At 45.1% G+C, this 26,966-nt stretch carries 26 protein-coding genes; 23 read left to right on the plus strand and 3 right to left on the minus strand.

Features of this window, described 5'->3' with window-relative positions:
- Positions 1-74: 74 nt before the first annotated feature.
- Positions 75-578, minus strand: a complete 504-nt coding sequence (locus GC093_RS23070; protein WP_171654262.1) for an NUDIX domain-containing protein — start codon at positions 576-578, stop codon at positions 75-77.
- Between the two features lie 223 nt (positions 579-801).
- Between GC093_RS23070 and thrR the strand changes: the two genes are divergently transcribed.
- From thrR to yajC, 14 genes are all read left to right on the plus strand, one after another.
- Entirely contained in the window at positions 802-1,275 is a 474-nt protein-coding gene (gene thrR, locus GC093_RS23075; RefSeq protein ID WP_171654263.1) for a transcriptional regulator ThrR, read from the plus strand.
- A 23-nt stretch (positions 1,276-1,298) separates the two neighbouring features.
- A complete protein-coding gene (locus GC093_RS23080) occupies positions 1,299-2,585 on the plus strand; it encodes a homoserine dehydrogenase (protein WP_171654264.1) in 1,287 nt (428 codons plus the stop codon).
- A 53-nt stretch (positions 2,586-2,638) separates the two neighbouring features.
- A complete protein-coding gene (thrB, locus tag GC093_RS23085) occupies positions 2,639-3,613 on the plus strand; it encodes a homoserine kinase (RefSeq protein ID WP_171654265.1) in 975 nt (324 codons plus the stop codon).
- On the plus strand, positions 3,610-4,488 hold the full coding sequence (gene pheA, locus GC093_RS23090) for a prephenate dehydratase (protein ID WP_171654266.1): 879 nt from the start codon (positions 3,610-3,612) through the stop codon (positions 4,486-4,488). The genes thrB and pheA overlap by 4 nt, the downstream gene beginning before the upstream one ends.
- 8 nt (positions 4,489-4,496) lie before the next feature.
- Positions 4,497-5,375 carry a branched-chain-amino-acid transaminase gene (ilvE, locus tag GC093_RS23095; protein ID WP_171654267.1) on the plus strand — a complete coding sequence of 293 codons (879 nt, stop codon included), beginning with the start codon at positions 4,497-4,499 and terminating at the stop codon, positions 5,373-5,375.
- A gap of 296 nt (positions 5,376-5,671) precedes the next feature.
- Entirely contained in the window at positions 5,672-7,096 is a 1,425-nt protein-coding gene (locus GC093_RS23100) for a LysM peptidoglycan-binding domain-containing protein (protein WP_171654268.1), read from the plus strand.
- A 168-nt stretch (positions 7,097-7,264) separates the two neighbouring features.
- Positions 7,265-7,927 (plus strand): BofC C-terminal domain-containing protein, encoded by a 663-nt coding sequence (locus GC093_RS23105; RefSeq protein ID WP_171654269.1) that lies wholly within the window; start codon positions 7,265-7,267, stop codon positions 7,925-7,927.
- Positions 7,928-8,108: 181 nt separating this feature from the next.
- On the plus strand, positions 8,109-8,612 hold the full coding sequence (ruvC, locus tag GC093_RS23110) for a crossover junction endodeoxyribonuclease RuvC (protein ID WP_171654417.1): 504 nt from the start codon (positions 8,109-8,111) through the stop codon (positions 8,610-8,612).
- Positions 8,609-9,247 (plus strand): Holliday junction branch migration protein RuvA, encoded by a 639-nt coding sequence (ruvA, locus tag GC093_RS23115; RefSeq protein ID WP_171654270.1) that lies wholly within the window; start codon positions 8,609-8,611, stop codon positions 9,245-9,247. The genes ruvC and ruvA overlap by 4 nt, the downstream gene beginning before the upstream one ends.
- A gap of 25 nt (positions 9,248-9,272) precedes the next feature.
- Complete coding sequence (ruvB, locus tag GC093_RS23120; protein WP_171654271.1) at positions 9,273-10,280, plus strand: Holliday junction branch migration DNA helicase RuvB; 1,008 nt, start codon at positions 9,273-9,275, stop codon at positions 10,278-10,280.
- 68 nt (positions 10,281-10,348) lie between these two features.
- Positions 10,349-12,529, plus strand: coding sequence for a SpoIID/LytB domain-containing protein (locus GC093_RS23125; protein ID WP_171654272.1), 2,181 nt, complete (start codon positions 10,349-10,351; stop codon positions 12,527-12,529).
- A gap of 7 nt (positions 12,530-12,536) precedes the next feature.
- Positions 12,537-13,598: a tRNA preQ1(34) S-adenosylmethionine ribosyltransferase-isomerase QueA gene (gene queA / locus GC093_RS23130; RefSeq protein ID WP_171654273.1), complete on the plus strand. Its 1,062-nt coding sequence runs from the start codon at positions 12,537-12,539 to the stop codon at positions 13,596-13,598.
- Between the two features lie 25 nt (positions 13,599-13,623).
- Complete coding sequence (gene tgt, locus GC093_RS23135; RefSeq protein WP_171654274.1) at positions 13,624-14,763, plus strand: tRNA guanosine(34) transglycosylase Tgt; 1,140 nt, start codon at positions 13,624-13,626, stop codon at positions 14,761-14,763.
- A gap of 31 nt (positions 14,764-14,794) precedes the next feature.
- The gene (gene yajC / locus GC093_RS23140; RefSeq protein ID WP_171654275.1) at positions 14,795-15,115 is read left to right on the plus strand and encodes a preprotein translocase subunit YajC; all 321 of its coding nucleotides are present in this window, start codon (positions 14,795-14,797) and stop codon (positions 15,113-15,115) included.
- Positions 15,116-15,174: 59 nt separating this feature from the next.
- Here yajC and GC093_RS23145 read toward each other — a convergent pair whose 3' ends face one another.
- A complete protein-coding gene (locus GC093_RS23145; RefSeq protein WP_171654276.1) occupies positions 15,175-15,534 on the minus strand; it encodes a TIGR04086 family membrane protein in 360 nt (119 codons plus the stop codon).
- A 358-nt stretch (positions 15,535-15,892) separates the two neighbouring features.
- Here GC093_RS23145 and GC093_RS23150 point away from each other — a divergent pair, with 358 nt between their 5' ends.
- The gene (locus GC093_RS23150; RefSeq protein WP_171654418.1) at positions 15,893-16,594 is read left to right on the plus strand and encodes a DUF421 domain-containing protein; all 702 of its coding nucleotides are present in this window, start codon (positions 15,893-15,895) and stop codon (positions 16,592-16,594) included.
- Between the two features lies 1 nt (position 16,595).
- On the opposite strand, the gene spoVB is transcribed toward GC093_RS23150, so the two are convergent.
- Positions 16,596-18,161: a stage V sporulation protein B gene (spoVB, locus tag GC093_RS23155; RefSeq protein WP_171654277.1), complete on the minus strand. Its 1,566-nt coding sequence runs from the start codon at positions 18,159-18,161 to the stop codon at positions 16,596-16,598.
- A gap of 277 nt (positions 18,162-18,438) precedes the next feature.
- Here spoVB and GC093_RS36680 point away from each other — a divergent pair, with 277 nt between their 5' ends.
- The 8 genes from GC093_RS36680 to GC093_RS23195 all read left to right on the plus strand — a co-directional run bounded on the left by GC093_RS36680 (position 18,439) and on the right by GC093_RS23195 (position 26,953).
- Positions 18,439-18,930, plus strand: a complete 492-nt coding sequence (locus tag GC093_RS36680; RefSeq protein WP_312886598.1) for a post-transcriptional regulator — start codon at positions 18,439-18,441, stop codon at positions 18,928-18,930.
- A gap of 116 nt (positions 18,931-19,046) precedes the next feature.
- Positions 19,047-20,279 (plus strand): protein translocase subunit SecD, encoded by a 1,233-nt coding sequence (gene secD, locus GC093_RS23165; RefSeq protein WP_171654278.1) that lies wholly within the window; start codon positions 19,047-19,049, stop codon positions 20,277-20,279.
- A complete protein-coding gene (secF, locus tag GC093_RS23170; protein ID WP_171654279.1) occupies positions 20,269-21,168 on the plus strand; it encodes a protein translocase subunit SecF in 900 nt (299 codons plus the stop codon). Before secD ends, secF begins: the two co-directional genes overlap by 11 nt.
- Before the next feature lie 102 nt (positions 21,169-21,270).
- Positions 21,271-22,224, plus strand: a complete 954-nt coding sequence (locus GC093_RS23175) for a cation diffusion facilitator family transporter (protein WP_171654280.1) — start codon at positions 21,271-21,273, stop codon at positions 22,222-22,224.
- Between the two features lie 101 nt (positions 22,225-22,325).
- Positions 22,326-24,773 carry a single-stranded-DNA-specific exonuclease RecJ gene (gene recJ, locus GC093_RS23180; RefSeq protein WP_171654281.1) on the plus strand — a complete coding sequence of 816 codons (2,448 nt, stop codon included), beginning with the start codon at positions 22,326-22,328 and terminating at the stop codon, positions 24,771-24,773.
- Positions 24,770-25,282 carry an adenine phosphoribosyltransferase gene (locus tag GC093_RS23185; RefSeq protein ID WP_171654282.1) on the plus strand — a complete coding sequence of 171 codons (513 nt, stop codon included), beginning with the start codon at positions 24,770-24,772 and terminating at the stop codon, positions 25,280-25,282. The genes recJ and GC093_RS23185 overlap by 4 nt, the downstream gene beginning before the upstream one ends.
- Before the next feature lie 197 nt (positions 25,283-25,479).
- Positions 25,480-25,794 (plus strand): c2 calcium-dependent domain-containing protein 4C-like protein, encoded by a 315-nt coding sequence (locus tag GC093_RS23190; protein ID WP_171654283.1) that lies wholly within the window; start codon positions 25,480-25,482, stop codon positions 25,792-25,794.
- Between the two features lie 103 nt (positions 25,795-25,897).
- Complete coding sequence (locus GC093_RS23195) at positions 25,898-26,953, plus strand: CotH kinase family protein (protein WP_171654284.1); 1,056 nt, start codon at positions 25,898-25,900, stop codon at positions 26,951-26,953.
- Positions 26,954-26,966 lie beyond the last annotated feature (13 nt).

Below are 26,966 nucleotides of genomic sequence, written 5' to 3' on the forward strand. Positions count from 1 at the left end.
CATTCCTACGGTTTTTTAGAGATTATAGAGAAGGTAATTGCCAAGGACGCTCAGGACGTTGGTAACTGAATGAGTTATACGGTGTTTGGGTCACTCAAGGCAGTCCAATGAACGGTGGGTTTAGCTGTATCGGTAAATCCTGCTGTTCCTACCCAAACATGGGGAGCGGGACCGATCTGTAAATAATGTTCCAGCAAGCGGTGAAAAATAAAGGGGATCTCGCGATGCAACACCTGCTCTCGAGGAATCCAATGGAGCACGCCTTCATCGGTTTGCAAAACATCTCTTCTTGTTGTGTGACCAGAGTAAATAAACTGCTGACGTACCTCCTGCTGATTGATACGAATTAGGATATATCTCAAACGCAAATCCGAAATTTCAGATTCACTCAAACCCGTTTCCTCATAGATTTCTCTTAGACAGGTGGTGCGGGGGTCATTTAGCTCCTCTGGTTCCATATGGCCGCCTACAGCAGCCCACATTCCAGGATTTAAAGTGCGGCTAAGCGATCTTTTCATCATTAACAAATCATTGCCGTTAAAAAGCATTGCAGTAGCGATCATGCGTGTTCGGAACAAGCGTATTCTCTCCTTTTCTGTATAGAGCGGTTTTACGGTTCCTGCCCATGCTCGGTGTTCTTTTCCAACTGTATCATGGATAAGTTCGGCTTGGATAGCGTACAGTTGTGGAAATTTGATGACACCTGTGCTGACCTGTAAATAGCCTATTGCCGTATTGCATTCTTTTCGATATAATGTCCACTAGGTAGAAACATTCGTCTTTCTAGAGAGGACTGTCACAGTGCTGGATAAAAAAGCAGCAGAGATCAAGCCTAATGGTCATGAACGTTACTATTTGGTTCGGGAGGATATCTTGCCTGAAGCACTGGTTAAAACTGTCCATGCAAAGGAACTGCTAGCCCGTGGTGAAGTGAAAACCATTCATGAAGCGGTCGAACAGGTGGAATTGAGTCGAAGTGCCTTTTACAAATATAAAGAAGGTATTTTTCCACTAAGTAAGCTTGACCGGGAGCGGATTGTGACTATCTCGATGGATCTGGAGCACCGATCTGGCATTTTATCCAGAGTGTTAGCGATGATTGCTGGGCTCGAGGGGAACGTTCTGACGATTCATCAAACCATTCCGCTCCAAGGTGTGGCGAATGTAGTCATTTCTGTGGAAACTTCGCAAATGGGTGAGAATGTGTCTTTCTTACTGGACCGTTTGCATGATCAGGACGGTGTAAGCAGAGCTACATTGGTCGGTCAAGGATAGTAAAAATTAGAGGGGGAACCTATATGAAACCTATAAGAGTGGGATTACTAGGACTTGGTACTGTTGGAACGGGTGTAGTAAGAATTGTGGAAGGTCATCAGCAGGATTTGCTCAGTCAGACGGGCGCTGCAATTGAAATTGCGAAAATTTTGGTTCAGGATAAAAGCAAGGCGAGAAACATTTCCGTTTCTGCTGATGTACTGACTGAGAATCCGTGGGATGTTATTGAAAATCCTGAAATAGATATCGTTGTGGAAGTGATGGGCGGCATAGATCTGGCCAAAAAGTACATGCTGGAAGCTTTGGACAGAGGCAAGCATATAGTAACGGCTAATAAAGATTTAATGGCGCTGCATGGTCAGGAAATATTGGCTAAAGCTGCTGAAAAGGGCTGCGATGTTTTCTATGAAGCTAGTGTAGCTGGTGGAATTCCTATTATCCGCACATTGGTTGAAGGATTCTCTTCAGATCGTATTACTAAAATTATGGGAATCGTAAATGGGACAACGAACTATATTTTGTCGAAAATGAGTCAAGAGGGCGCTGCCTATGATGACGTGCTGAAGGAGGCCCAACAGCTTGGCTATGCGGAGTCTGATCCGACTTCGGATGTGGAGGGCTTTGATGCTGCGCGCAAAATGACGATTCTTGGAACACTTGGCTTCCACGCCAACGTATCTCTAAGTGATGTAACAGTTAAAGGCATTAGTCAAGTAACGAAAGAGGATATCACTTATGGCAAACGTTTGGGCTATGAAGTGAAGCTGCTTGGCATCGCAGAGCGTAATGACGAGCACATCAGTATCAGCGTACAGCCTACAATGGTGAAAACTTCTCATCCATTAGCATCCGTGAATGGTGTTTACAATGCAGTTTATGTATACGGCGAAGCCGTGGGCGAGACTATGTTCTACGGTCCAGGCGCAGGTGAAATGCCTACTGCAACTTCGATTGTAGCTGACTTGGTAGCGGTAGTACGCAATCTGAAGCTGGGTATTAACGGTCAGCGCGGATTTGCACCTTACAAGGAAAAGAAATTGAAGACGGATGAGCAAATCGCTTCGAAAAACTTCATTTTGCTTCATGTAGCAGATAAAGCAGGCGTGCTTGCACAAATTACACAAGTGTTTGCTCAGCATGAGGTGAGCTTGGAATCTGTGCTGCAGCATCCGAACTCTTTGAATCCAAATGCTGAAATTATCATCATTACCCATGATGCGAACCAAGCTTCAATGAAAAAAGTGTTACATCAATTCGAAGCGATGGACGTAGTTCACGCCATCAAGAGTGTATACCGAGTGGAAGGTTAAAATAATAATTTGTGAAAGCCATTCAAAAGCTGCAGGGCTAAAGGAGTCGTAAGATGGAGATAGGCAGTAGAAAAGTACGCGTCAAAGTGCCGGGAAGTACTGCGAATCTAGGACCGGGATTTGATACGCTTGGAATGGCACTGGATTTATATGCATGGATAGAAATGAGCGAAGCTGCGGCAACGAAGATTCATCTGATCGGCGATCAGATGAAAGGGATACCGACGGATAAATCGAATTTGATTTACGAAGTGGCTCAAATGGTGTTTGAAAAGGCAGGAGTCCTGATTCCAGAGCTGGAAATCTCAATGTACAGCGATATCCCGCTGACAAGGGGGCTTGGCAGCAGCGCGGCGGCCATCGTAGGTGGTTTGGCCGCTGCCAATGCGCTCATCGGCAGTCCTTTGTCCGATGACACTCTGTTTCAAATGGCGACGGCGCTGGAGCAGCACCCCGATAATGTCGGTGCATCGCTATATGGCGGTCTTGTCGTCGCCTTCTGGGATGGCGAGCGCGCGGAGCATATCCGCGTCGAGCCTGATGACAGGCTGGAAGTGTTGGTGGCGATACCCCACTTCCAGCTGTCGACGGAGAAAGCGCGGCACGTGCTGCCGCGCGAGCAGAGCTTGGCGAATGCCGTTTACAACGTCGGGCATTCATCCGTGCTGGTAGCCGCCCTTTGCACCGGGCGGCTCGACATGATCCCGCGCGCGATGAAAGATGCGCTGCATCAGCCTTACCGAGCCCCGCTAGTGCCAGGGCTCAGCAAGATTCTCGCCGAGGCGACGGAGCACGGCGCGCTCGGCGTTGCCTTGAGTGGCGCGGGGCCGACGATGCTCGCACTCGTTGATCGTGACAGCTCCCGCAAGGCGGAGCTGGAGCAGTTCCTGCAGGGCACGCTTCGCGGCGAGCAGATCGAAGCAACGCTGCTGTGGTTGAAGCCGGCGAGCAGTGGCGTTCAGGTGTTGACACACTTTGATGAAAGGTGTACATTATTCGAAAACATCAAAGGAGAGGTCCGAGGATGAAGCGAATCGCGCTTTTGGGACCAGGTACATTCACCGAAGAATCAGCACATCATTTTCTAGGAACAGAAGCTTTCGAGTATGTTAACTGCAGCCTGATTGACGATGTATTTATGTCGACAGTAAGCGGTAAAAGCGATTACAGCGTCATTCCGATTGAAAATACGTTCGATGGCTCTGTCAGATTGCATTTGGATTGGCTGGCCAATGAAGTGGATGTTCCTATGCAGGCGGAATGGGTATACCCTATCTCAATCAGTCTTCATGGGATTCAGCCGCTGGGCGAAGCATTAGAGACAGATTGCCGCAGTTTGTCCAAGGTCGTGTCGCATAGCGTTACTATGTCACAGTGCCGACAGTTTTTGCAGCGTTATTTACCGCATGTTGAGCTGGAGCAGGTAGGCAGCAATGGGGAAGCCGCTAGGCTTGTAAAGGAATTGGGACGGCCGGATGTGGCCGCACTGTCGCCATTATCTGCTGGAGCCTTGTACGGATTGAACACTTGGGCGCAGGATGTGCAGGACCATCAAAATAATCATACAAGGTTTGTTCTCATAGGCCACGAGCCGATTCAACTGAAAGGACAGCCCCTTGCAATCAAGACGACTATTTTGGTAACTCTGCCGGATGATTATCCAGGGGCGCTGCATCAGATGCTGTCAGCTTTTGCATGGCGTCGTATTAATTTATCCAAAATCGAGTCAAGACCTACGAAAAAGAAGTTAGGCACTTATTATTTCTTTATTGATATTGAGGCTTCCATGGATTCTGTTTTGCTCCCGGCAGCTCTTCAAGAAATTGAAGCGATTGGTTGTCAGGTTCGTATATTAGGCTGCTATCCCACTTATTCTTTTGAACCCACACATCCGGAGGTGTAATAAGTTATATGGCACAAGTCATTTACTTAAACGGCAAGTACGTGAGCAAGGAAGATGCACAGATTTCTGTCTATGATCACGGATTTTTGTACGGTGATGGGATTTTTGAAGGGATTCGGATTTATAACGGCAACATTTTTAAATCCAGGGAGCATTTAGACCGCTTATACGATTCAGCCAAATCGATCATGCTTGATATTCCATTAAAGCAAAGCGAAATGCAGGAAGTGCTTAACGAAACTATCCGCCGCAACGAGCTGCGCGACGGCTACATACGTCTTGTGGTGTCACGTGGACCTGGTGACCTGGGCTTGGACCCACGTCGTTCGCCCAAAGCGAATATCATTATTATTGTAGAGCAGTTGTCGATTTATCCGGAAGAAGCTTATATCAACGGGCTAAAAACCGTATCGGTATCAACGCGCCGTAATGTGCCGGACGCGTTAAATCCGAAGATCAAATCGTTAAACTATTTGAACAATATTTTGGTGAAAATTCAAGCAAATCTAGCTGGGGTTGGCGAAGCGATTATGTTGAACTCTCAGGGGTATGTGGCTGAGGGTTCATCAGATAACATCTTTATTATTAAAAGAGGTGTTATTTTCACCCCTCCATGCTACTGTGGTGCATTGGAAGGCATCACACGTGCAGCCATCATTGAAATCAGTGATAAGCTTGGATATAAAGTTAAAGAAGAGCCGTTTACGCTTCATGATGTTTATGTGGCGGATGAAGTATTCTTCACCGGAACAGCAGCTGAGGTTATTGCAGTCCGTGAGGTTGATGCAAGAACAATCGGCGAAGGCAAAGCAGGTCCGATCACAATGAATTTACTGAAAGAGTTCCGCAAGTTAGTTGAAATCGATGGTGTCAAGGTTTACGAATAATTAAGCTCCCATTTTCAGGAAGAACCTGCGTACGAGGTACTGGTACGCAGGTTCTTTTTGCATTTTTTTCTCAATTCATGGTCAAATGCCCACCTTCCTGCATAAACTGTAATGTCATTTTGTTTTGGTGCATGTGATAGGGATACTGATGCCGATTTACTAAGGCAGAACCAGAAGTATTGTGGTGATTCCATATCCATGCAAACGAAGCGTATGTTTGTCGAGAGGCCATTCTGGAAAGCCTTGGATTCAGGTGGACGGAGGGTATCTTACGAAAAACCGAAGGAGGTTATGCAGTGAAGATTCATATGGTAAAGAAAGGCGATACTCTCTACGATATAGCTAACAAGTATAACGTAGAACTGGATAAGTTAATCGCAAATAATCCTCAAATCGCCGATCCAAATGTCATTGAAGTGGGCATGAAGGTGAAAATCCCAAATGCGCCAAAGCCGGTTATCCCGCCGACTGATTATCTCTATAAGCATATTGTAGTACAGGGAGACTCTCTGTGGAAGCTAGGGAAAGCCTGGAACGTTCCTTTGCAGGAAATGATTGAGGCGAATCCACAGCTAAAAAATCCTAATGTATTAATGACCGGAGAAGCCGTCTACATTCCGAAACTGAAATCTCCGTCAAAACCACATCACCAGCACCAGCATCATTATGATCAACATGGACATTCATACAATCCTAAGGCCCAGCCTCCGATACCTACACCTTCTGAGCCTGCGCATATGGTTGAGAACAATGAACCGATGGTAAGTAACGAAGCTGAAAAAATGGAAGCTAAGCCAGTTGCACCAATAATGGAAGCTAAGCCTAATGAGCAAATAGCGCCGATTATGGAAGCTAAGCCTAGTGAGCAAATAGCGCCGATTATGGAAGCTAAGCCTAGTGAGCAAATAGCGCCAATTATGGAAGTACAAAAGCCTGCAGCTCAGCTTCCGTATATGCCGGAATTCACAATGGAAGCTCACATGCCGGAGGAGTCAAATAAGGATTTGTTCCAGCAATTTCAAGTACCTGCGACTGAGGTTTTTTCATTCGATTATGAGTCGTGGAATATACATCAGCAGCCATCTTTTCATGAATTACCTTCGGCAGACAACATGCCCTATACCCCCTATCCGGAAGCAGCAACTATGCCAGCCTATTTCATGCCCCCACAGCAGCCAAACTTCAACGATTGCGGTTGTGGAGGACCGGCTTTTCCATCTTATGAGCAGGCAATGCCCTACCCTTATGGCCCTCATGCAGAGTTTCCGATTGCCGAACACCCTGCTTTCGCCCATGCCGGTCATCATTTTCCTCATACTCCTTATCCGAACATGATGATGCATGAGATGGAAGCACCACCTTGGTTCCAGATGCCTTATGATGCAGTTGCTATGACAAATGCTTTTCCGGGTCCGGGATTTCCTTCGTATGCTAATCAAGCTTATCCTTCATACGAGTCTCCATTGGGAATGGCTAATGTTAACAAGGGATGCAATTGCGGCTGTCATGACCGAGCAAATGAAAACATACAGCCTCTACAGCAAGTGGAGAGCCCGACAATAGTTTCTCAAAAAGAGGAAAAAGCTAAGGTAAATCATACAAAAAGCTCCAAAAGAACAATTCCTTCAACTGAAGCTGCTGTGAAAAGATTAACGCAAAAAAAACGCCGCAACAGCTCCCCCAAAGGAAAATCTCAACAATCGCCTTGGATTAACGTGTAAGTAACTAGAGTAGGGTAGGATGCCGGGAGTGAATGCTCCCGGTTTTTGTTGTAGTTGATAGTGTGAATTGCTATTTCCCTTGTTAGGTGAATATGAGTTCGGTATAAACCTACGTATCCATGGGAAAAATAGTAAGAATACTATCTGATATAAAAGGGGATACGGAAGATGCTTTTCAGCTTGCTGGGCAAATTGAAAAAAAAGCTGCGTTGGAAGCGTCGGTGGTTGAATTTGGCGGCAGTATTATTACTGGTGGGGATTGGTTCAATAGCTGTTATTTTATTGAGACAAGATAGTTCCCATTCCATTGGCATGAGGGCAACAGAAGAAGTATTTACTCATCAAATTGATGGGGAGCAACCAGAGGAAGAAGTGCGTGCGGTGATGAAGCAAATGAATGGGCAGCGAGGTGCATATTCACAAAAAACATATGTATGCGGTGAAGAAATACAAATGTTGGGTATGATGAACGCGCAGCAAATTTTACAATATCATAAGGAACATCCAAATTTGTCTGTCAAATTGAATAAAGCTGGTGAAGTGATCTTTAACGAAAAAATCGAAGATTTGTCACCTCAATGCAAAAAAAATGCATATTTCGGTCTGGACGCAGGTGGTAATTTGTCTCTCTTTGAAGGGGTACCAGAGGACAAGCAGGTCATTCGTACCTTTTTCCAGCTCAATATACAGTATTTGGAGAGTAGTTTGCCTCATGAGACTGTTAAGCAATTGTACCGTGGGATACCTATTAATAACCTGGCAGAATACAACAGTGTACTATCAACGTTTGCAGATTTTGCTGTGGAGGAAATGGAACAACTTATGAATTAGTCCTTCAGAGGTGGAATGAACTCGCTTATAGAGCTGGCGGGTTCATTTTTTTTTGCTTTTTTGGAAGTGGGTTTGAGGTATATTGTATCTTTTGGGACTGTGTTCAGATGTGGTAATTTCTGATATAATGGGCAATGTGAACACATATGTTCGCTTTTGGGATGATGGGAGTGTGTCAGTTGTGCGTATTATGGGAATTGATCCCGGAATCGCGATAGTCGGTTTCGGATTAATAGATAAGCAGGGAAGCCGGTTAGTGCCGGTGCAATATGGCTGTATACAGACGGAGGCTCATACGGACAGCGCTGTGCGTTTGAAGATGGTGTACGATTCGATGGTGCAGCTCATTGATACATATAAGCCTGATGCAGTGGGAATTGAGAAGCTGTTTTTTAACCGGAATGTGACGACGGCAATGGCTGTTTCGCAAGCAAGAGGCGTATTGATCCTGGCCGCAGTGCAGAAAGGCTTGGAGATCGGTGAGTATACACCTCTGCAGGTGAAGCAGGCGATTGTTGGCTATGGGAAGGCTGAGAAAAAGCAGGTGCAGGAAATGGTCCGTATGTTTCTGCATTTATCTGCGGTACCGAAACCGGATGATGTGGCGGATGCCTTAGCGGTAGCCATATGTCACGCCCATTCCTGCACGATGCAGCAAAAAATAGACGAGGTACATAAGCGATGATAGATTTTCTAAGAGGGATAGTTGCACATAGAGAGACTGAATATGTTGTATTGGATGTACGTGGAGTTGGCTATCGGGTTTTTTGTGCCAATCCTTTTGCGGTACAGACCAAGGACGGGGAAGAAACGACTTTGTTTATCCATTATCAGGTACGTGAGGATGCGCATCTTCTGTTTGGTTTTCAGACACGGGAGGAGCAGTCTTTGTTCCGAATGCTGCTTGAAGTTAATGGTATCGGTCCCAAGGTAGCTATCGGCGTATTGGCCGGCGGGCGGCCTGAAGTAATTGCTGCAGCGATACAGCAGGAAAATATCAGCTTCTTGATCAAGCTTCCCGGAATAGGGCGCAAGACGGCGCAACGAATGATTTTGGATTTGAAGGACAAGCTGGGCGGGATGATGACTTCGGAAGCAAACTCACTGTCTGTCTTTACTGGCGGGGCAGATCTATTTGCTGTGCCGCAAGGCAGCGGAGCATGGAGTGAAGCAAAGGCGGCACTGCTGGCGCTTGGCTATACGGAGGCTGAGGCAGACAGCGCAGGACATGCGATCAAGCCCAAGCTTCAGGGCGGCGAAGCCGTGGATGTCGTAATGAAGCTGGCGCTTCAGGCGCTGTTTCAGCAATCAACGCGATAATGTATAGGAAGGAGAACGATCCAACATGGAAGACGACCGTATCATTTCGGCCCATCTGATGATGGAGGAGCAGACGATGGAGCTCAGCCTCCGCCCGCGCTATTTGGCTGAATATATCGGTCAATCGCAAGCTAAAGAAAACCTTAAGGTTTATATAGAAGCTGCTAAGATGCGTAAGGAAGCACTCGATCATGTATTGCTGTATGGCCCGCCGGGGCTTGGGAAGACGACTTTATCCAATATTATAGCCAATGAACTAGGAGTTAACATGCGTACGACCTCAGGGCCGGCAATCGAACGCCCAGGAGATCTTGCTGCGATATTGACCAATTTACAGGAGGGCGATGTTCTTTTTATCGATGAAATTCATCGTCTGCATCGAACTGTGGAGGAAGTGCTGTATCCGGCAATGGAGGATTACGCACTTGATATTATCATTGGTAAAGGGCCAAGCGCACGCTCGGTCCGTCTGGATCTGCCGAAGTTCACATTGGTAGGAGCGACGACGCGTGCGGGGTTATTATCGGCTCCGCTGCGCGACCGTTTTGGCGTAATAAGCCGCCTTGAATATTACACGGTTGACGAGCTGACCTATATCGTTAGCCGAACGGCGGATATTTTGCAGGTACAGATCGTTGGAGAAGCTGCTCGTGAAGTAGGAATGCGATCTAGAGGAACACCACGTATCGCCAACCGTTTGCTGAAGCGTGTGCGTGATTTTGCACAGGTCAAAGGAGACGGTATCATTACGTTGGATATTGCCAAAGCAGCACTAATAAGTATACAGATAGACAATCTTGGTCTTGATGAAATTGATCATAAAATGCTTCGAGCTATTATCCAGAGCTTTCAAGGGGGACCTGTTGGCTTGGATACCATTGCGGCTACGATCGGGGAAGAAAGCCAGACGATAGAAGATGTGTATGAGCCTTACCTGCTCCAAATTGGCTTCTTGCAGCGTACTCCAAGAGGGAGGATGGCTACGCATACAGCTTATAGCCATCTTGGTTTACCTGTACCCGAGAATCGTTAACGTTTTCTCTCATTAGATTGCGGTAGCCCTGACAGATCTATCAACATGAGAAAGGAATGCTGAAGAACATGAGAAAGCTTCTGCCTTCAATAAATATAAGCAAGCTGTGGAAAGAACCGGTTTCATTGAAACGCTGCTTGGTTATCGGTTGCATAACATCATTGGGTGTTGGTTTGGGTCTGATGCATCCATCAGGCGAGGGGATTGGCATAGCTTATGCGGCAGCTGTACCTAAGCTGGATGCGATACGAGTCGCTTTATTTCTGGATACAGGTAAGTATGCCGCTAATACGCCCGCTGTCACGCTTTCTTCTGACAAGGGTCTGGATATAGCACTACGCTCGGCTGTCGGCTCCAAGCCGGCATTTTCTATGGCAGAGAAGATGAGTGTCAAGGCTTCGCTTGATACTCATCGTGTGCTGCTGTGGGAGACTGGAGAGGCGGCGCAGGTCAAAGCTCTCGTACAGAAGCTTAGCGACGCGAGCATTGACGCTGCAATGGTCAAAAGAACGAAGCAGGGCAAAATCGCTTACCAGGTCAGCGTAGGGCCTTATGCTTCGAAGGAAGCTGCCTCAGCTGCGCTAACGAAGCTTGTTGCGCTGCCGGCTGTCGGCAGCTTAGTCAAGGGCTATGCATCCGCAGTGACCGGCCCGATGCACTGGAACGCTGGCGTATACGCAGCGGAAGCGGAAGCGCAGCAGCAAGCTGCTGCTATCGGGCAAGCCGGTATTGACGCGGATGTTGCGGTTCTGGACGTAGCGGCGGGAATGCCCGCATACGCGGTTTTGGTGGCGGCCGCATCCGATGCCGCCGAGCTTGCCGCAGCGAAGCAGCAGCTGAGTGCTGTGCTTCCGGCAGTTGTGCTGCAGCCTGTCGATGCAGCAGCATCTTATGTGCTGAGGCGTACAGAGCTCGATGATGCGCCGGACAGTCCGGCGGCAAGTACAATCGAACGCGTGCTGCTTGGCGGCCCGAATGTGAAGCTTCTTGTTTCGCCTAAGACGACTGAAACGATTAAAGTGATGGAGCGATTTGAGCGGACTTACCGCGGCGCGATAGAGCTGTCGAGGTTGAACGGCAAGCTTGCAGTCGTAAATGAGCTGCCATTTGAACAGTATGTTACGTCAGTAGTCAGCTCCGAGCTAAGTAAGGAGTGGCCGTTGGAAGCTCTGAAGGCTCAAGCTGTTGCGGCAAGAACCTATGCGCTTAAGCAGGGGGTTAAATACCAAATCGCGCATGTAACGGATACGACATTAGATCAAGCATATAAAGGCGCTGGCGCTGAATTTGCTTCTGCGCTTGCTGCGGTATCAGCGACACAAGGAGAAGTGCTTGCTGATAAGGCTGGCTTGATTACCCCTTTGTTTAGCTCTAATGCAGGAGGTATGACAGCTGAACCAACTGAAGTGTGGGGGAATAAGGTCGATTATTTAAAAAGTGCGGCAACACCGGATGATGGAGCAGAAAAAGGTAAAGCCATTTGGTACCGAATTGTTCTGCCGAATGGCAAAACAGGCTTTATTCATTCATCCTATGCCAAAGCGACCGGACAAAAAAATGCTGCAGGCCTTATCTATTATGAAGCTACAGGAACCGGTGTCAGCGTACGTTCTGCCCCATATGTTGACAACACAGCTAATCCTGCCGTTTTCAAAGTAGACATTGGCGACCAATTCATTGTGATTGATCAGGCTGTGGAGTCCAATGCGTATTCGTGGATTCGTGGACCGTTTGCTGCAGACCAACTGAAAGAGAAGGTCAACACGGTGCTTGCTCAGCCGATTGGCGGTGCGTTGGAGCAATTGGAAGTATCGGCACGAGGTGCCTCGGGTCGTGTTACGAATATGAAGGCCAATGGACAAGAGCTTAAGCCAGCTTACCCAGATGCATTTCGTACCTTATTTAACAATTTGCCAAGTACCCGGTTTGAAATTGAGGAAACGGGCAGTTATACTATACAGGGGGCGAATGGTACCGTACGTAAGCAGACGGCCTCTTCTCCAAAAGTTGTTATCGCTGCTGGGAGCGGACAGGCTAAAGAATCAGCAAGCTCTCAGATCTTTGTTATGGGTGGGAATAATAAAGTGAGAATGACAGACCAGCCGTCCAAGTTTTTTTTCAAAGGGACCGGATTTGGTCATGGTTTGGGCATGTCCCAATGGGGTGCCAAAGGTTATGCCGAGCTGGGCTATGATTACAAAAAAATATTGCAGACCTACTATGATGGAGTCTCGATAATCAAGGAATGACGTGAATATGCAGGTAGAATTATTTGACTATGAATTGCCGGAGTCGCTTATTGCGCAGACTCCACTAAAGGATCGGACCTCCTCAAGACTTCTTACCTTGGATAAGGCCAGAGGAAACATTAAACATCAGACATTTGAAGATCTCATTGATTATTTGGAAGCCGGGGATGTACTCGTGTTAAACGATACGCGGGTACTGCCAGCCCGGCTTTTTGGCGTGAAGGCTGATACCGGTGCCAAAGCAGAGGTATTGCTGCTTAAACAGCTAGAAGGTGACAGATGGGAGGCTCTCGTACGTCCTGGAAAACGACTGAGGGCTGGAGCTGTAATCGCATTTGGGAGCGAGATGAACCCAGATGGTTCGGATTCTCCGTTGCTTACGGCAACCGTGGAAGAAGAAGGCACTATGGGTAACCGGGTGCTGCGTTTTACTTATGAGGGTATTTTTCCTGAGCTTCTTGATCGTTTAGGGCATATGCCGCTGCCTCCATACATTAAAGAGCAGCTGCCCGAGCGTGAGCGCTATCAAACGGTATATGCCAAACACGAGGGCTCAGCAGCTGCACCTACTGCAGGCTTGCATTTTACCAAGGAATATTTGGATAGACTAGCTGCAAAAGGAATACAATTAGCTTATGTTACCCTGCATGTTGGATTAGGTACATTCCGGCCGGTTTCTGTGGACAATGTAGAAACTCATGATATGCATGAGGAGTATTACGAGGTTGGCGAGGAAACGGCGGATGCGATTAACCTCGCAAAGGCCAATGGACGCAAAGTCATCGCGGTAGGGACGACATCGGCTAGAACATTAGAAACGGCAGCGCGGGAAAGTAAAGTTCAAGGCGAGCTTCAAGCTTGCAGTGGTTGGACTGGCATATTTATTTACCCAGGTTATACGTTTCAAATTGTCGATGCTTTGCTTACGAATTTCCATCTACCCAAATCGACTCTGCTCATGCTGATCAGCGCTTTAGCTGGAAGAGAGCAAATACTGGCAGCGTACCGAGAAGCCGTTGAGCAAGAATACAGATTTTTTAGCTTCGGCGACGCTATGTTTATTTATTAGTATATGTAGGAAAGAAGTGATCATTATGGCACCAGCAGTAACTTATGAACCTATCAAAACCTGCAAGCAGTCCGGTGCACGCTTGGGACGAGTTCATACTCCCCATGGTGTGATTGAGACGCCTGCTTTTATGCCCGTTGGAACTCAGGCGACTGTAAAAACAATGAGTCCGGAAGAATTAAAGCAGATGGATGCACATATTATTTTGAGTAACACATACCATCTGTTCCTGCGTCCTGGGCACGAAATTGTACGCCAAGCAGGGGGGCTTCACAAATTTATGAATTGGGACCGCCCGATTTTGACGGATAGCGGAGGGTTCCAGGTTTTCTCATTAAGCGAAATGCGTAAGATAACCGAGGAAGGAGTTGCCTTCCGCTCCCATCTTAATGGGGACAAGCTGTTTATTTCACCAGAGAAATCAATCGAGATTCAGAATGCACTGGGTGCAGATATTATTATGGCTTTTGATGAATGTCCGCCATTCCCTGCTGAACATAGCTACGCCAAGCAATCGCTTGAGCGTACAACACGTTGGGCGGAGCGGTGTTTGCAAAGTCACAGTCGTCCTGAGGACCAATCTTTGTTCGCGATAATTCAAGGCGGGATGTACGAAGATTTACGCAAACAGAGCGCAATTGAGTTGACTTCCATGGATTTCCCGGGGTATGCTATTGGAGGATTAAGTGTTGGTGAGCCGAAGCCGTTAATGTATGAAGTTTTAGATTATACAGTACCTCTGATGCCAGCTGACAAACCTCGTTATTTAATGGGAGTCGGATCTCCAGATGCACTATTGGAAGGGTCTATTCGTGGTATCGATATGTTCGATTGCGTCTTGCCAACACGGATTGCTCGTAATGGTACCGTTATGACTAGCTCCGGGAGACTTGTTATTCGTAATGCGAAGTATGCCGAGGACTTTGGTCCGCTTGACGCTGAATGCTCGTGTTACACATGTAAGAATTACTCTCGTGCGTACGTACGGCATTTGCTTAAAGCCGATGAAACGTTCGGTATCCGTCTGACTACGTATCACAACCTGCATTTCTTGCTGGAATTGATGCGTCAGGTTCGCCAAGCCATCCAAAATGATAGTTTGCTGGATTTCCGTGATCATTTTTTCAAAAAATATGGTTTAGATGAAAACGGAAAAGGATTTTAAACGTATAGTATAAAGAAAGGGGAGATATTCCATGTCATTAGTTGCTCAAGAAGCTGCAGCAGCTCCAGGATTGGAAGGGTATTTAGTTACATACGGTCCATTGGTTTTAATGTTTGTTGTTTTGTATTTCTTATTGATCCGTCCTCAACAAAAGCGTCAAAAGACGCGCAGTATGATGCTTAACAACTTGAAAAAAGGGGACAAGGTCGTTACCATTGGCGGTATGCACGGTACGATTCTTGAAATTACAGACGACACGATTATTCTTCGTGTGAACGATGTAACGAAGCTGACGTTCGAGCGTTCAGCAATCAACGCTGTTTCTAGTGTTGCTGTTGAAGAGAAGAAGTAATAGTAAAAAAAATGCGAGTCATCCAGATGGATGGACTCGCATTTTTTTTTACAAGCAAGCTACTTTTTCAAATTGACCCCAATCATGCCTCCTAAGCTTCCCGCAATAAAGGAGAGACCCAGCAGGTAAAGGGTTTGCCAGGTGATACCAGCATCATAGGATAGAAATCCGATAATCCAAACAACTAATGTGTAGACCAATCCAAGAATCCCGCCGTGATACCACCCCTTACTGCCGCTGCGTTTCCCAGACACGAGTCCTCCAACAAACATAGCAACTCCGTGAACACTCATTGTATAGCTGAACAAAGAGTTTTCTTGCAGATTCGTTGTGAGCATGAGCAAGGATGTCATGAGTGTGCCAAGCAGCATGAAAATCATGGCATACATTAAGCCGGAAAATAGAGGGGATTGCTTCATACCTGTTCTACCTCCAATCAGAGCTATGGTTTACATATTGGGGCTAATCTTCATTAAGGCCGATATAGAATCTTTTATCCCATTGTATGGGCTTGTATTTAAAATTAGTACAGGTTAACTCGTAGGAACGAAGTGATTTCTAAACAACGGAATTGAATTAATAACCAAATTCAGTTTATTGGCATTAATTCGTAATAGGCAATATTGCATGACATTAACAAGTTGAGGTCAAAATACCCTTGGAAACTGCCTCGCATCGATACCACACTAAAGCCACATTCAAGGATTATATGGAATGGCAGAAGCAAATAATCAATGGAGCTTGGAGCCCTATGGGCATCTAGTTAGGAGGGATACCATGGAAATGCTGGCCCTATTTTTCCGTACCGTATTGATATACTTTGTTGTGTTTTTTACTATGCGCCTGATGGGGAAAAGGGAAATCGGGAAGCTGTCTATTTTTGATCTTGTTATATCTGTAATGATTGCAGAAATTGCAGTTTTTGTTCTCGAGGATTTGAAAAAACCTCTTCTTGAAGGAATTTTGCCGATGATGACCTTGGTGGCTGTTCAGCTGCTTATAGCATTTGTCTCACTTAAAAATGAAAAGGTCCGCCGTATTTTTGAAGGTAAGCCCTCCTTTATTATTAAGCATGGCAAGCTAGATCGTGCCGAAATGAAACGTCAGCGTTACAATCTTGATGATCTGCTTCTTCAATTAAGACAAAGCAAGGTGATGGATGTAGGGAACGTTGAATTTGCAATATTGGAGTCATCGGGTAAGCTGACTGTGGTTGAGAAAGAGAATGAAAAGCAGACGGAAAAAGAATCTCAAGATACAGAGCAATCAAACGAATCGACGACTCAAATCCGATACGAAGGCTTGCCTTTGCCGATGATTATGGATGGAAAGGTACAGGAAGAGAGCTTACTCAAATTAGATAAAACACGTTTTTGGCTGAAAAGTGAGCTGCAGGCAAAAGGTGTCAAGGATTTTAAAGAAGTGTTCTATTGTTCTTACGATCAGCGTGGAAGATGGTTTATTGATCGCAAGAAGTAAATCACTTGATAATTTTTCGTCCGAGCGATAGAACCCGCAGCAGATCGTTGCGATCAATCAAACCGAGAACAACAGAGAAAAATAAATAAAGAGCAATTCCTGAAGCGCATGATATCAAAAAGCGCATACCGTCATTGGGCAGCCAATTGCTGTACATAATGACGTAGCTTGCCCATCCCGAAATCATCATGCCTAGACCGACCTTTGCAAAGTCAATCATTTGCATACGGAATTGAAGCAGCTTCACCACGCTATGCCAATGCAATGCTGTAACCAGCATGATGTTAATATTGATCGCCATCACAGCCCCTAATATTCCGAACTCTGGCTTTGTGGCAAGCAAATAAATGAGAGCGAGCTTAGCTAGAGAGCCGATTAAAGTATTGACTAGTGCACTGCCTGGCCTATCCAAAGCCTGCAGTGTTGCTTGTAGTGGAGCTTGAAAATAAATGAACATGGCGACGGGAGCCATCATTTTTAACATCGATGCGATTTGGCTTTGTCCATATAAGTAATAACATAAGGGCTCTGCTAAGACCAACATGATCATGGCAAAGGGGGCACCTGTCACCAAAGCAAGCTTTAATGATTGATGAAGTCGCATATGAATGGTTTTCATATCGCCCCTGGCTGCAGCTTCAGATAACGAAGGAATTAACGAAACAGATAAGGAATAGGTCAGAGCGCTTGGTAGTAATAATATCGGAATAATCATCCCCTGGAGGGCACCGTATTGTGAAGTTGCTAAGGATGTTGCTATTCCTGCCACGGCTAAGCTCTGTATGATGAGAATCGATTCAAGAAAGTAGGAGAATGAGCCTACGAGCTTACTGCCTGTAATTGGCATGGCTAGCTTGAGCAGCTGCTTTAGGTTAGCCCACCTACCCACAATGGGGGCTGAACCAATTTTGGCAATGGGTGAATGAGGCATTTTCTTGCGATCATGTCTAAAGTGCAGATAAAGCACAAGTAGTGCACCAACCTCACCGATCATGACTCCTGTCATAGCTCCTGCGGCTGCATATTCGATTCCATAGGGAAGCATTACATATGCTAGTGAAAGTACAGTTATGATACGAATGAGGGTTTCTACAACCTGGGAGACGGCTGTAGGAATCATGTTTTGCTTGCCCTGGAAATAGCCTCGGATAACAGAGCCGACCCCAACAAATAAAACAATAGGCGTCATACAGATGAACGTATAATAAACTCTTGAATCGGTGAGAAGATTAGAGCTGATCCAATGGGCGCCGAGAAAGCTGATTAATGTAAAGAAAAGGCTCAGTGTAAAGCTGAAAGCCATAGCCAATCGAAAAATTCGCCTTACTCTAGATTCGTTGCCTTCCGTTTCAGCTGCTGCCACCAGCTTTGCAACAGCAATAGGGATACCTCCAGTAATAATAGTTAGTATAACAATCATGAAAGGATAGCCCATTTGGTATAATCCCACCCCCTCGGGTCCGATAATCCTAGGTAGTGCCATTCGGGGGATGAAACCGAGAATACGGTTGATGACGCCTGCCGCTAGTAAGATGAGTGTACCTTTTATAAATGATTGTTTAGTCACTTGGTTTCTTCTTCCTCCTTAGAGCTTTCCGCAGGAAAGCTATCTTCGTAAGCATGGACTGAGCTTTCCGCAGGAAAGCTATCTTCGTAAGCATGGACTGAGCTTTCCGCAGGAAAGCTATTTTCGCAAATATTCGTGGCTCTACTAAATGGATATGCGGGACCTGTCCTAGTACATGCACATTATTTAACCATTACCTTGAGAACAGGAAGGAAATAACCTCCATGCATCGAATATGTCCTAAATAAGGATGCTGTTCGGCAGGAGGTTAAGACAGATGGATGATGAGAGTCGGAAAATGGATGCTTCGGAAGAGGTAGACGAGAAAAGAGATTTTGAGGAATTGGAGCAAGAGGAGCAGACGGTGGCGGAATCGACTATTCATGGTAAAGATTCCGCTGTAGACTCAGCAGCAGAGAGTGAGACTCTAAATAATGAAGCTGTACTGCAAGAAGAAGAGTCGGTATCAGAGTTTGAATGGACTGAGCAATCTGAAGACGGAGAAGCAGAATCAGAAGCCGTAGAATTAACTGAGATTGAACTTAATGAGGTTATTGCGAATATATGCACCAGCAAGGCGGAGGAATTCCGTATGTTGGGATACGAGCATGTGACAGGCAGAGAAGTTTGGGAATGTGTTAGTGATAAGTATAAAAAGACAGGTGTCCCTAAACTTCATCAGATTGTTAACGACATTTTATCTCTTAAAGTCACGTCTTTTATGAACTGGATGACGATGAGTATATATAAGAGCAGCCCTTTCAACTAATGAGAGGGTCTTTTTCTGCGGATATTTGAATCATTTTTTACTGCGCAAATTGTCAAATTGACTCAATTTTCGCAGGTGGGTATAATAGGAATATTGAGTATGGAAGGAGAAAGTAAATGGACATCAAAAGAATCATCGCTTTTCTAGCCATTGTAGTGGTTGTGTTCACATCGGTTGCGATAACAAGTCCGCAGCTGGTTAGGAGCATAAAGCTTGGTTTGGACCTCAAAGGTGGCTTTGAAATTTTGTATGTGGCTGAGCCAATCGAAGCTGGGAAACCCGTAACCATGGATTCACTAAAACAAACAGCATCAAGTCTTGAAAAACGTGCAGACGATTTAGGTATTGCTGAACCGGAAATTACAACCGAGGGCAGTGACCGTATCCGCGTTAAGCTAGCGGGCGTCGCCAATGAGGAAGAAGTTCGTAAAATCATGAAAGAACCGGCCGAATTAACATTTCGTGGACCGGACGGCACTAAAGAAATGATCGGGAGTGACTTTGTGGAGGGCGCGGCCAAGGTGGAATTTGACCAAGGCAACCGTCCGAACATTTCAATCCAAGTAAAGGACAAAGATAAGTTTCGTGCGGTGACAGAGAAGCTGCTTGGTAAGCCGCTTGCTATCTATTTAAATGAAACCCAATTGTCCGCGCCTACCGTTCAGCAGGTGCTTTCTGATGGTCGGGCATCCATCTCCGGTAATTACACATTTGACGAAGCCAAGAAACTGGCGGATACAATCAATTTAGGAGCTCTTCCTCTGAAATTGACGGAGAAGTACACACAGAGCGTGGGTGCTACGCTTGGGCAGTTGTCCTTGCATCAGACGGTTGAAGCCGGGCTTATTGGTTCTATATTGATTCTGATCTTCATGCTTGTTCTGTACCGTATTCCTGGTGTTGTAGCAGCTATCACGATTATTACTTATGCTTGGCTGCTGCTGCTAATATTCGATCTATTAAATGCTACCTTAACCTTGCCTGGTATTGCGGCATTTATTTTGGGAATAGGGATAGCAGTAGATGCTAATATCATTACATATGAACGGATCAAGGAAGAAATACGCAGTGGTAAAAGCATCCTGTCATCGCTACGATCTGGATCCAAACATTCCTTCCGGACCATTATGGATGCGAATATTACTAATATCATTGCCAGCTCCGTTCTCTACACTATTGGTAACGGTGCGATCCGAGGCTTTGCTTTAATAACGATACTTAGTACCATTCTTAGTATTGTAACGAATGTATTTTTTGCCCGATTCTTAATCCATTTGCTCATACGCGGCAATTTGTTCAAGAAGCCCGGTTACTTTGGTGTAAAGGAGTCGGAAATCCGTGGATTATAAAATTGACTTTATTAAGAACCGAAAAAAGTTTTATTACTTGTCATTGACCATAACAGTGCTGGGATTAATAATGCTGCTTGTTAGCTCATTGAATTACGGTGTCGATTTCCGTGCAGGTACATCGATGGATATTACCGTTGGACAAGCTGTGGATAAAGCAAAAGCAGAACAGGTGTTTAAGGACGCCGGGGTTGAGCCTTCTGTTATTACGATCGGAGGAACAGCGGGAGACCGTATTTCAGCTCGGTTCGACAATATTTTGCCTGATGCTACGACTAAAAAGGTCAAAGACACCTTTCTTGCCGCATTCGGAGATAAGGTATCCCAAGAGATCAATACCGTTTCTCCTGATATGGCCATTGAGCTAAGAAATAAAGCGATGGTTGCAATTGCTATAGCCAGTATCGCCATTTGTATTTATGTGACTATCCGCTTTGAATGGCGTTTTGCAGTTGCTTCTATCATCGCGATTTTGCACGATGCTTTTGTGGTTATTTCCTTCTTTGCGATTTTTCGCTTCGAAGTGAATTTGCCATTTATGGCTGCGATTCTTACGACTATCGGTTATTCTATCAATGACAAAATCGTTATTTTTGACCGTGTGAGGGAAAATCTTCGGTTTGCTAAGCTGAAAACCTCCGATGATTTATCGAATCTGCTCAATGACAGTATTTGGCAGACGATGGCTCGGAACATTAATACGGTAGTAACTGTATTGATTGCTGCATTATGCTTGTTGATTTTCGGCAGTGAGTCGATAAAATTGTTCGCACTAGCCAAGATTATTGGTTTGACCAGTGGTGCATATTCATCCATTTGCATAGCTGGACCCTTGTATTACTTTCTCAAAAATAAAAGCATTGGTTCTAAAAAGAAGGTTGCTGCGTAATACAACAATATACCCGGCCGCGCGAAACGGTGAGTTTCGGCGGCTTTTCTTTAGACAAATATGCACATTTGGAAACCATTTATTGCTTGGAGGAGTGGCCTCATGACGAACGAACGTTTCAAAAAAACGGAGTTTGCCGTTTGGATTGGAATAGCCTGTAATTTGGCCCTAGCGGTCATGAAGGGTGCAGTTGGGTATATTTCAGGTAGTAAAGCTCTATTAGCCGATGCGCTGCATACAGCCTCGGAGGCTGCGAGTGCATTTGCCGGTTTGACCAAGTCAATCGCGGCTAAATCTTCGTCGGATAAGGATCATCCTTATGGAAGTGTGAAGGCGGAGTCCATTACTGCTATTGTTGTTTCTGTACTTCTTCTGCTGGTTGGTATTGAAGTCTTTATTTCATCTGCAAGAGCCATCTACATTGGGATCGATTCACCTCCAGAAAAAATCGCGTTTATTGCAATTGTTATTTCAATTATCACGAAAGAAGCCATATTTCAATATAAATCCAGATGGAGCAAGCCATTCTCGAGTCAGGCGCCAATTACCCATTCCTGGGAAAGAAGATCAGAGATTTATTCTTCAATTGCTGCGCTTGTTGGTACAGGCGGATCCATATGGGGTCATTACCTGGGAAATAAATATATGTACTATTTAGATCCAATTGCAGGAGTGGTTATTGCCGTGCTTATTTTCATAATGGGTTATCGTATTCTAAAAAATGCTATTCTTAAGAAAATGACCCCTGTTCATCATAGTGAAGACCCAATAGAACTGCTTCGTACAGTACAGATGATCAAAGGCGTTATCGCAGTTGACGATCTTAGAGCTCGCGAGCGTGGACATTATGTGATCATTGATGTGAAAATCAGTGTTAATCCTCGAATTAGTGTATTGGAAGGACATGATGTAGCCAAAATAGTGAAGCAAACGTTAATGAAAAGATTTATTCATATTTCGGATGTATACATTCAAGTTCAGCCTTATGATCCAGGGTATCCTTATAAAAATAATGTCGGCCCTGAGTATGACGATCATTCTTCTCTTTTGCATTAATGCTACCCCTCAAAAGGAAGATGGGATATAATTAAAGTAATACAGCGGTAAGTTAAGCATTGTTGTTTTTATTTAGGCTTACGGACTTAGGAGGGAACGGCATGCTTCACGCTAGGGCAAGATGGAACACAAACAAGGCGGATGCCGATCAAGTAGAACAATTTGCTAAGGAACTTGAAATTGAGCCGCTGCTTGCACAGTTGCTTATTGTTCGGGGAATAACGGAGAAAGAGCAGGCCGCAGCCTTTTTATATGGAGGAACGGATCGTATACATGATCCGTTCCTTTTAGATGATATGGAAAAAGCAGTTATCCGAATTCGTCAAGCTTTGAAGGATGGGGAAAAGATTCGGGTCTATGGGGATTACGATGCCGACGGGGTGAGCAGCACTGCGTTGATGGTGCATTTGTTAAAGCAGCTGGAGGCCACATTTGATTACTATATTCCTCATCGAGTACTTGAAGGCTATGGTTTGAATAAAGCTGCGCTAGACGTAGCACATAAACAAGGAATTCAATTAATAATTACTGTCGATACGGGGATAAGTGCGGTTGATGAGATTGCTTATGCTGCAGAGCTCGGAATCGATGTTATCGTTACAGACCATCATGAACCGCCCATCCTATTGCCTAATGCATATGCTGTAATAAACCCTAAGAAGCCGTCCTGTAATTATCCGTTTAAGCAGCTGGCAGGTGTAGGAGTAGCGCTTAAGCTTGCTCAGGCCCTATTGGGATATTGGCCAGAGCAACTATTAGAGTATGCAGCCATTGGAACTGTAGCGGATTTGATGCCGTTGTTGGACGAAAATCGGATTATAGTTAAGCTTGGGGTCCAACGAATGCAGTCTACATCTAATTCGGGGATCAGGGCGCTGCTAGATGTAGCGGGAATTAAGCCGAAGGATGTTAATGCAACACATATTGGATTCGCATTAGCACCTAGAATTAATGCAAGCGGGAGACTTAAAAAGGCAGATGATGCTGTACGGCTCCTAATTACAGATGATGAGCTGGAAGCTGAAAATTTAGCATTCGACTTGGATCAGCTTAATAAAGAAAGACAGCGGCTCGTAGATGAAATGACGAAGCAGGCCATGACGATGATGGAAGAGAAGAAAGCAGCAGGTTTGGAGAATAAGGTCATCGTGCTAGCTCAAGAGGACTGGAACGTAGGTGTGATTGGTATTGTCGCATCGAAGATGGTCGATAAATTTTACCGTCCGACAATTATTCTAGGCATTGATAAAGAATCCGGTATGGCCAAAGGGTCGGCTCGCTCGATAGCAGGCTTCGATTTATATCAAGCCTTGAATCATTGCGAGGATCTGATGAAGCATTTTGGAGGACATACGGCTGCAGCAGGAATGACTTTGGGAAGAGAGCATTTGCCTGAGTTGGAAACCCGTTTGAATGCTTTGGCTGATGAATGGCTGACCCCAGATGATTTGTTGCCTTTGCTGCAGGCTGATTTGACATGCTCACTCGAAGAAATTGGTTTGAAAACGATACAGCAGCTGGAGCAGCTAGGCCCCTTTGGAATGGGCAATCCGACACCCAAATTTGTGCTCTCGAACATACGATGCCAAGAGCTTAGAACCATTGGTAAAGAACATCAGCATATCAAGGTTACGCTTCAGCAGAGTAAAGCGGAATCAGCAGTTACATTAGACGCAGTAGGGTTTAATAAAGGTACGATGTTGCCGTGGATTTCATCAACGGCTTCCTTGGATGTTATAGGTGAGCTTTCAATAAACGAATGGAATGGTGTGCGGAAGCCGCAGATGATGATACAGGATTTGCGGATCCCGCATATACAACTATTTGATTGGCGGGGAGCTTCAAAGCTTGAACATAAGCTAGGTGAGCTTGCCAACCGATTATCTGCTGCTGCACAGGTCAGAGCTAACAAGCACAGTCCAGCTATTCTTACGTTTCAAAAGGAGGCAGCAGAGCTGCTGAAGAAATTTGGGGAAACATTGCCTATTTGGGGGATGGATACGTCTGTCAAGGGTGGTTGTGTGGCTCTTAATACACTAGCACGGCAGCAGTCCTTTGAATCTATCCATGATCTTATTCTATATGACCTTCCCGAGGATCTTCCGCAGTTAGCCGGGGCTGTTTCGATGGCCCAAAGTGTTCAGAGGGTTTATGCTATATTCGAGGGTGGAGGCAGAAATACAGGTACTTTGCCCTCAAGGGATATGTTTAAAACGGTTTATGGAGCCGTCCAACAGCAAAATGCTCAACGATTGCCAAGCACGGCTTTTCTCCAAGCTTTGTCGAAGCGCTCAGGGCTTTCACCAGCACTTATTCAGTTTATGCTGGATGTGTTTATGGAGCTGGGGTTAATCAGGCATAATGATGAAGGTTATACGCCCGCGGTTAATACAGGGAAAAAGGAATTAACTTTATCCTTATTGTACCAACAGCGCCAGAATGGTATTGAGGCCGAACAAACACTGCTTTATTCCAGCGCACAGCAACTGCTTCAATGGCTGTTAGATCAAAGGACTCAAACTACACGATTATTGGAGGATATTATATGAATTTCAAGGATTACATTCGCGTTATCGAGGATTTCCCTCAACCGGGAATAAGCTTCAAGGATATAACAACATTGCTTCAAAATGGTCCGGTTTATAAAGAGGTTATTAACGAACTGGCCCGTCAGTTAAAAGACGTTGAAATTGATTGTATAGCAGGGCCAGAAGCCCGTGGCTTTGTAATAGGAGCACCGCTGGCTGTAGCTTTAGGTGTCGGCTTTATCCCGATTCGTAAAAGCGGCAAGCTGCCTGGCGAAACCATTGAAGCGGACTACGCTCTAGAGTATGGCAAGGATAAGCTGGCTATGCACAATGATGCTATTAAGCCTGGGCAAAAGGTTTTGATTGCCGATGATTTGCTCGCAACTGGCGGAACCATCGCGACCTCCATCAACCTCATTGAGCAGCTAGGCGGGAATATTATCGGTGCAGCGTTTTTGATAGAATTGGCTGAGTTGAACGGAAGAGAGAAGCTGGGCAACATTGATGTTATTTCTTTAGTTACCTATTAAATTGGAAAAATAACCCAAATGAATTACGGAGTCCGATACCTTGTGTATTCGGGCTTTTTTTATTTATTCTCAAAATTATTTGATAGACGTTCCATACCGTAAATTAGTATATTATTGAAAATTTGTAGAGTTGTCCCTGTCATCTACTCTATTTTTTTCATAAGCTATCTTATCTTAATAATAGGAGGTGTTTACTAATGGCAAGAATAAAATGCGGTTGTAACAAAAGGAATCGCTCTATTAATAACCGTTCTACGGGGAATAGATCTGTTGGCAACCGGTCAAACAGAAACCGTTCCGGAGTATCCAACTCAAGAGGCAATCGATCTGTTGGAATCAGTCCTATATTCAACAGATCATGCGGAAACCATTCCCTGTTGTTCGGCAACAGGTCTGGAGGAATATTTCCTATAGGTCACTTTCCATTCGGTCATCACTTGATTGGCAATAGATCAAGGGGCAACCGTTCGGTAGGTAACCGCACAAGAGGAAATGAAGGCGTAGTAGAATAGAAACAGTGGCAGTAGCGGATTCAGTTGAATAAATTACATTACCGTAAAAAGTCTATCGAATCAGATAGGCTTTTTGCTTTTCCCGAAGAAGGGCGGAAGTGTGATGGAATGGGTTACTCGTAATATTATAATAAGCCCAAAACAATTCGAGCTGCTGCAAAAAAATGTTTGGAGTCCGAATTATGTGCAGGCTTACATGGTCATACAAGGGAAAAGAGAATTAATTAAACTTCGATACCGCGGCGGACATACTAGGGAATATCCAAAAAAATCATATGAAATCGTACTTAAAGGTAAAACGTATCATTATAATGCAGAATACGATGACCCCTCTATGATTCGAAATGCATTATCTTTTCAATTTTTTCAATGGATTGGTGTACCAAGCCCCAAAACCCGACACTGCCTTCTAAAAATAAACGGATATAACATGGGGGTTTATCTAGAAATCGAAGCTGTAGACAAAGCGTTTTTCAGAAAACGGGGAATTGCGGTCCAATCGCTGTTCTATGCAGTGAATGATAACGCGACCTTCGGGCTGTATAATTCGGACTCGCAAGATAAAAAAACTTCGCTGTTCCAAGGATATGAGCGTGTTATTGGCAAACAAACAGATGTAAAGCAGTTAAAGGCATTTATTCTTAAGATCAATACGCTTAAAGGCAAGCAATTAAGTCTATACTTGGATCAAAGGCTCGATATTGACAATTATTTGCGTTGGTTGGCAGGTGCGGTTTTTACAGGCAATTATGACGGATTTGATCAGAATTATGCCGTGTACCTTCATAAGACAAGATTTAAATACCGAATGATCCCCTGGGATTATGAAGGAACGTGGGGAAGGAATTGCTACGGAAAACAAATCGGTAGTGATCTTGTCAAAGTGACTGGGTATAACGAGCTTACAAGAAGCTTGCTGGCATTTCCCCTAATCAGAAAAAAATACAAAAATTTACTCAACCATATTTTGAAGCAGCATTTTACAGTTAAAAAGATCGCTCCAGTAGTAAAGCTTATGATAAGCCGTATTTCACCTCATATTCACGTTGATTCCACAAGGAAATGGGCATTGTCTGTATTTGACGGAGAACCAGACTTGATTCGAAGCTATATCATAGAGCGAAGGGAAATTATTAAAGAAGCGCTTAAGAAGCTATGATGCTTTGTAGGAC

This window comes from Paenibacillus foliorum (genome assembly GCF_013141765.1).
Lineage (GTDB): Bacteria > Bacillota > Bacilli > Paenibacillales > NBRC-103111 > Paenibacillus_S > Paenibacillus_S foliorum.